The sequence below is a fragment of the Brevinematia bacterium genome (assembly GCA_039630355.1).
GTDB lineage: Bacteria > Spirochaetota > Brevinematia > DTOW01 > DTOW01 > SKYB106.
In genome coordinates, this window is record JBCNVF010000043.1 from 1 (window position 1) to 5,653 (window position 5,653).

Annotated in this window: 7 protein-coding genes; 5 read left to right on the forward strand and 2 right to left on the reverse strand. The window is 35.4% G+C overall.

Annotated features, from left to right (window positions below; translation table 11 throughout):
* The 5 genes from ABDH28_03245 to ABDH28_03265 all read left to right on the forward strand — a co-directional run.
* On the forward strand, positions 1-237 hold a 237-nt coding region (locus tag ABDH28_03245), incomplete at its 5' end, for a hypothetical protein (protein MEN2998035.1).
* Between the two features lie 58 nt (positions 238-295).
* Positions 296-2,263, forward strand: a complete 1,968-nt coding sequence (locus ABDH28_03250) for a DUF2207 domain-containing protein (GenBank protein ID MEN2998036.1) — start codon at positions 296-298, stop codon at positions 2,261-2,263.
* 19 nt (positions 2,264-2,282) lie between these two features.
* Positions 2,283-2,861 (forward strand): LemA family protein, encoded by a 579-nt coding sequence (locus ABDH28_03255; GenBank protein MEN2998037.1) that lies wholly within the window; start codon positions 2,283-2,285, stop codon positions 2,859-2,861.
* A gap of 197 nt (positions 2,862-3,058) precedes the next feature.
* On the forward strand, positions 3,059-3,523 hold the full coding sequence (locus ABDH28_03260; protein ID MEN2998038.1) for a hypothetical protein: 465 nt from the start codon (positions 3,059-3,061) through the stop codon (positions 3,521-3,523).
* A gap of 52 nt (positions 3,524-3,575) precedes the next feature.
* Positions 3,576-4,127, forward strand: coding sequence for a hypothetical protein (locus ABDH28_03265; protein MEN2998039.1), 552 nt, complete (start codon positions 3,576-3,578; stop codon positions 4,125-4,127).
* Here ABDH28_03265 and ABDH28_03270 read toward each other — a convergent pair.
* Together ABDH28_03270 and ABDH28_03275 are read right to left on the reverse strand one after the other, a co-directional pair.
* Complete coding sequence (locus tag ABDH28_03270; GenBank protein ID MEN2998040.1) at positions 4,114-5,184, reverse strand: hypothetical protein; 1,071 nt, start codon at positions 5,182-5,184, stop codon at positions 4,114-4,116. The genes ABDH28_03265 and ABDH28_03270 overlap by 14 nt on opposite strands.
* Before the next feature lie 229 nt (positions 5,185-5,413).
* A partial coding sequence (locus ABDH28_03275; GenBank protein MEN2998041.1) for a hypothetical protein occupies positions 5,414-5,653 on the reverse strand: 240 nt, incomplete at its 5' end.

Below are 5,653 nucleotides of genomic sequence, written 5' to 3' on the forward strand. Positions count from 1 at the left end.
AAGTTGCTGTTTCTTATGGTTGTTGCGTTGAATATTGGTTTGATAGCGGGTGAGATTGTGAGGGAGCGGTTGAGGGGTGAGATGAAGGTTAAGTATTCTGGGCCTTTTGTGTTTTTCTACCTTCTGGGTAGGGCTAGTGTGCTGGGGTTAGGGAAGGAAGATTTGAGAGTTGCTTGGATGAGTTATGAACACGAGGTATTCAGAATACTTTTTCACAAAAAAATACCAAACTCTTGACCAAACTTCAGTATAATTTGTATTGAACTATCTCTTATTATGTTATATAATCAATAATGTGAAGGAAGGAAGAGCTTTCTTAAAAATTTTCTTACTGCTTCTTACTATGGCCCTTGTGATCTTGGTAAGTGGGACAGGTTTTTTTGATATTTCTCTGATGTTTTATGATCTTTATATTTCGTCGTATTATTGTGAAATAGATATTTCCAAAACCAATCTTACTCTCTCAGGCACACCTTTTAATGATATCTTTTCCTTAAAAATTGAGGAGGAGTATAAGTTTGTTGTTAAAGATAGTAAGAAAATGCTGTTTAGGTTTTGGAAAGTTCCACTTTTTTGTGCTATGAATAGTGAAATAGAGAAATCTAATTTTTCTTATCTTGGTGATGAGTTTGTAGCTCTTCTTAGTTTAGAGAGTGATTCTGGAATTCCGTATGTGAAAGACAGCGGAGGTAGGTTTTACATTGTAGGAGATCGTGGTTATCTTTATCAGATATCTTCAGCAATTTCGTCTATTGCAAACAACAACGAAGTGGGAATTATTTCTAGGGATTTGTATTTTGATAAAGGTGAATATTCGTTTAGGAGTAGTTACTTGGTATATTTTGTATACAGAAATGATGGTCATAATTCTCATGTAAACATCAAGCTTGCAGATGAGCATTCTCCTTACAAGAAAGTTACGATAGTGATAAAAGACAACGAAGGTGTTATTGAGGAGGTTTATCCTCACTTATCTACCTCTTTCTTCTCAATTCCATTAGTAATTAGCAGGTGGTTATCTGAGGTATTCCCAAATCTTACAGGTTCTACATTCAGAAAGGAGGGTAATACTTACCTTATAGAGGGCATATCTCCTAAAGACAAGATAATAGGTATTGAGATTTTGATGAAAAATGTCCCTATTCTGGGTATTAAGAAGAGAGATAATAATGTTGCAATTATTACCAAAGTTGTCAATATCTTTGAGGACCTACTTCAGCTTCTAAGGGTAATAGTTGATTACCTAGTAGTGTTTCTTGTTATATTTCTGCCGATAGGTGCTTTTATAGTTTACACTAAGTATGGTAGAGAGAAGTTTGCGGTTGTTCCTAAGTATTTGAGTTTTCTACCAAATAGGGATAGAAAACCTTGGATGGTAAATGGTGTTTTTATGAGAGAGTCAACAGATATAAATGCGTTTGTTGCTACCTTATGGGATATTGAAAGGAGAGGTTTAGTTTCAATAGATGAAGGAGGTATAACCATAAAAAGTAGAAAAATTGAGGATTTGGATGAGTATGAATTGAGGGTTTTTAATTTCATTACTAAGTATTCTAGTAAGGAAGCTGAAGTGAAGAGGTTTGACTTTAATGGGTTTAAGAGTTTAGTTGACGAATACTATAGAAATTCGCAGATTTCAGAGTTACAGCTGATAAAGGAAGACTTTGACTCTGTAGTCTCATATTCTGCCTCTGATCTGATGAGAGAGTTTGTGGATAGAAGTGGTGAGATGGTGTTATTTAAGATTTGTAAGATAACTGTAATAGGAATATCTGTGATGTTTTTAATGCTGTATATATTATCTAAAGTTTTTCTGGGGTATATTTACTTTGCGGATCTGTTTTGGAAAATTCTTGGCTTTGTAGCAATGTCTATTGTCTTACTTTTACAGCCGTCTCATTTATTTGGTAGATGGAAGGGAGAACTTTATAAAGAGAAACTTGAGTGGGAGGCTTTTGCTAGGTTTCTTTCAAGCTTTACCAAGATTAAGGAGATGGGTTTTGATAGAGTAGGAATGGATGTTTGGAAAGAATGGTTTGTGTATGCTGTTGCATTAGGAGTTGGAGGTAAATTTGTTGAAAATTTGATGAATTTAGGTTTGGAGATTCCTGTGGTAAGTAGTGCCTATTACAGCAGTCTAGAAAGCTTGACTGATATCTACAATACTACAAGCTCGCATGTTTCGTCACTTAGTTCACAAAGTGGAGGAGGTGGATATGGTGGAAGCGGTGGCTCTGGGGGTGGTGGTGCTGGTGGTAGATAATTTTTGTAGGAGGTGATATATGGACATAAACTCAATATTGAACATAGTTGTGATGGGTATAGTGTTTCTGATTTTTATTATCATCTTTTTTTACGTTGTGGGAATTTACAATAGGCTAGTGACCCTAAGAAATGGTTGGGAAGCTACTTTCAACCAAGTTTTGGTAACCCTAAAAAAGAGGTTAGATATGATAACTCAACTCGTTGAAGCTGTAAGGAGTTATACTAAGTTTGAAAAAGATCTATTTGTGGAAGTTACAAGACTAAGATCGTCCGCAATGGAAGCGAAAACCCCCGACGATGTGAATAAAATAGAGGGGGGTCTTAGAAGCATAATGAGGGATATAAAGATAGCAGTTGAGGCTTACCCAAACCCACAAGCTGTTGGGTTAGTGTCAAACCTTATGAGTTCTGTATCGGAGATAGAAGATGAAGCTGCAAGGTATAGGTATACTTATAACAACATAGTTCAGGAGTTCAATACAATATGTGATATTTTCCCATCAAATATTGTTGCGTCTATACTAGGGTTTAAAAAGACAGAGTATTTGCAAGTTGAGAGGGAAGAGGTAGAAAAGAGACCTGAGATAACTTTTTAGCTGGTGTCTTTATTGATCCTAAAATTGCTTCAGAGGTATTTCAAAATGCTTTCTCCGAACTTGAAAAACTGGAGAATGAATATATATTCTAAATTTAGCTTTCTTCAAGAACTCTTTACTAAAGAGCAAACTAAAAACAGAATAGTCTTCACATAGTAGACTAGTAAAGATCTCTCTCTAGCAAATTAGGAGGAAATATGTGGTTGTCAAAAGTTCTTGACATAGTTGGAGCTATTGTGTATATCTCGTTTTTGTTTATAGGAATAAGAGTAGGATTTAAAAAAAGTTTTAAGGTTCTTATGCTAATATTCTTTGTTACTCTGTTTAATACTATAGTATTTAGAATTTTCAAATACTTCATAGTTAAAGAATATTTGGAAATAATAGATGTAGGTGTTGTTTTGGGCTCTTCGGTGATAGCTTTCTTCCTCTTTTTACCACTTGTGAACAGAATATACGAAAAAATTAGCGAAATAGGCATAACCTCTGTCAGTAAAATGGTGGGGTTCTTGTTATTCTCAATAAATGGTATATTTATAATAGGGTATTTTGTGATATTTACTGACATTTATCCACAACTGCATTACATTCTTGAAACTTCGGCTTTCCTGAGAATTCTATCAAACATTGTTAAGGTTGTGATAGGTATAGTAGTAATATAGTGTCACTTTCTTAGGAGATTTTTCGTTGTTATACTAAGTAAGGAGAGAAGTTATGAGAAAAACTATGGTAGTCTTTCTCATAGGTTTATTGATCTTAGTTGGGAGTGCTGTATCACAGGCTGAAGATATAAAGATTTACCTAGGACCAAGTACTATGTTTTTCAGTGATCCGGTAAGTATTGGTGCAGTCTTAGGAGCGGATATTGGAGTAGGTAGCACAACATTCTCTCCATCCGATACGATCTCTGTATCCCCAGAACTTTCTTTTTCTTTCTCTCAGACTGAGAGAAGTTATTTCTCTCATATCTCCTTGAAATTTGCTTTTTCCTATAACGCTATGGTCTTCTCGTTTGAGAAGAAGAATAATCTCTTTCTCAAGGTGGGTATAGCTACGGGAATATCCTTAATGAACGCTTCCTTAGGAGCTATATCACTATCGGAGATAGGGTTGATTACCGAGCCTATACTAGCACTTTCTTATAACTTTTCTAGAGAATTTTGGATAGGATTTGAGCTTAGGTATTGTATCTTGAATGACTTAAACAACAGGATAACCTCATCTTTCTCGCCAAGCATATCTGTGCCATTTGCTATTCAATTCTAAGCGAGAGGACACAAAAAAACCGTGGTTCCTTATGTTGAGAGAAAACTGTTAAAACTTCCGTTTTTATCTGCTTAGAAGTAAAGATTATTCCTACTACACAGGATATACCATCACTATTCCCTATTTTTACATCTAGGTTTTCTCCAAAATTATCCCTTACTTCAGTTGAAATAAATGTAAATGAATCAGTTTCACTAAGTGGGAAGAAAGTTGTAAGCTTTACTTTAAGGTTTTGAACTTCTAGTGAAGTTCCCGCTATTATCTTTTCAAAGTTTAGGTTTCTGTCAGCACTGAACACTGGCTTTAGGTAGATTGTCACAAACTCTAGGCTTACGAAAGGGTATAGTGCTAGGAATAACTTTTCCTGTACGCTGTCTTTTAGAATCTCAAGGTCTAAAAATGTGTAATCAAAAACCCTGTGTAAAGCAAAAAAGTAGGTCTCGCTCTCAATACTCGCATTTGACAGTTGAACCAGTTTATTCACAAAAGAGAATTTTGTCTTTTGTTCGTCCAATCTTGCTGAGAATATCAATCCTTTTTGTACTCTTTCCCTAGAGAACATTGAATGAGAAAACGAAGAGTAGAATCCATCCTCTAAAACTCTACACTCTAGAGAAAATTCAAGTTTCCTGAAATACCATTCTAGAAACCAACCTAATCCTAAAAGTATATTGCTTGAGATCATTGAGGAGACTTCTAGATCTGAAACTATGCCTAATCCAAGCAAGTTTCTACTTTTATAATTTACTGAAATAAAGATTTCCTTGTGCTTATTCAATAAAATCGCAAATTCTCCGATCTCTATCATCCCACCTAAGGTATGATTGGAAAACGATAAGTTTTCTTCTAAGAGTACAAAAGTTCTTAGTTTTAGTTCTGGTAGGTGTATTCCTATACCTTTTCCTATGTCTGTAACTCCGTCAAAGTTTCTGTCAGAGATGGGGTAGTTGAAGCTAGATATTCCGTTGGTTGAATACTTTAGAGTGTAAGCGTATCTGGTAAAGTAGGAATATTTGTTATTTCCAACTATTATGCCTCTTCCAAAATTTACCCACATGTCTCCTAGGAAAATCTCAAGATTTCTACTGCCTAGGCTAACACAGAGGAGCAAATTTGCGCTACTGTTTACAAGAAAAGAGAGAGCACAATTTGATTCTTCTGATAGAAAATGAAGGTAATCTAAACCATCTGAGTTAAATGTTGCTGAGAGTAGTGTTACAGATGATGAAGGGACAGCAAGGAAAATGAGACAGATGGGGAATACAAACTTTAGTGCGCTTAATAGGTTACATACCATACCATTCGTCTGTGTCCGAAAATGAAACCCTACCATCCGAGTCTTCACTTACTATGACATACTTGTAGGAGTATTGATCTGCTCCAGTAGATATTACTCTGTCGCCTGTCATGTCTATCTTTACAACTACTATATAGATATTCCTAGTGTAAATTTTCACTGAGGTCCAAGAGGCATACCCGTTTTCAAGGTTTCCACTGGATGTTTCTAAAAGAGAGTTATTTGAATC

Bases quoted from the DNA above. Each gene is read 5' to 3' on its own strand.
- ABDH28_03255 (MEN2998037.1), top strand. From the start codon at position 2,283: ATGGACATAAACTCAATATTGAACATAGTTGTGATGGGTATAGTGTTT.
- ABDH28_03260 (MEN2998038.1), top strand. From the start codon at position 3,059: ATGTGGTTGTCAAAAGTTCTTGACATAGTTGGAGCTATTGTGTATATC.
- ABDH28_03265 (MEN2998039.1), top strand. From the start codon at position 3,576: ATGAGAAAAACTATGGTAGTCTTTCTCATAGGTTTATTGATCTTAGTT.
- ABDH28_03270 (MEN2998040.1), bottom strand. From the start codon at position 5,184: ATGTGGGTAAATTTTGGAAGAGGCATAATAGTTGGAAATAACAAATAT.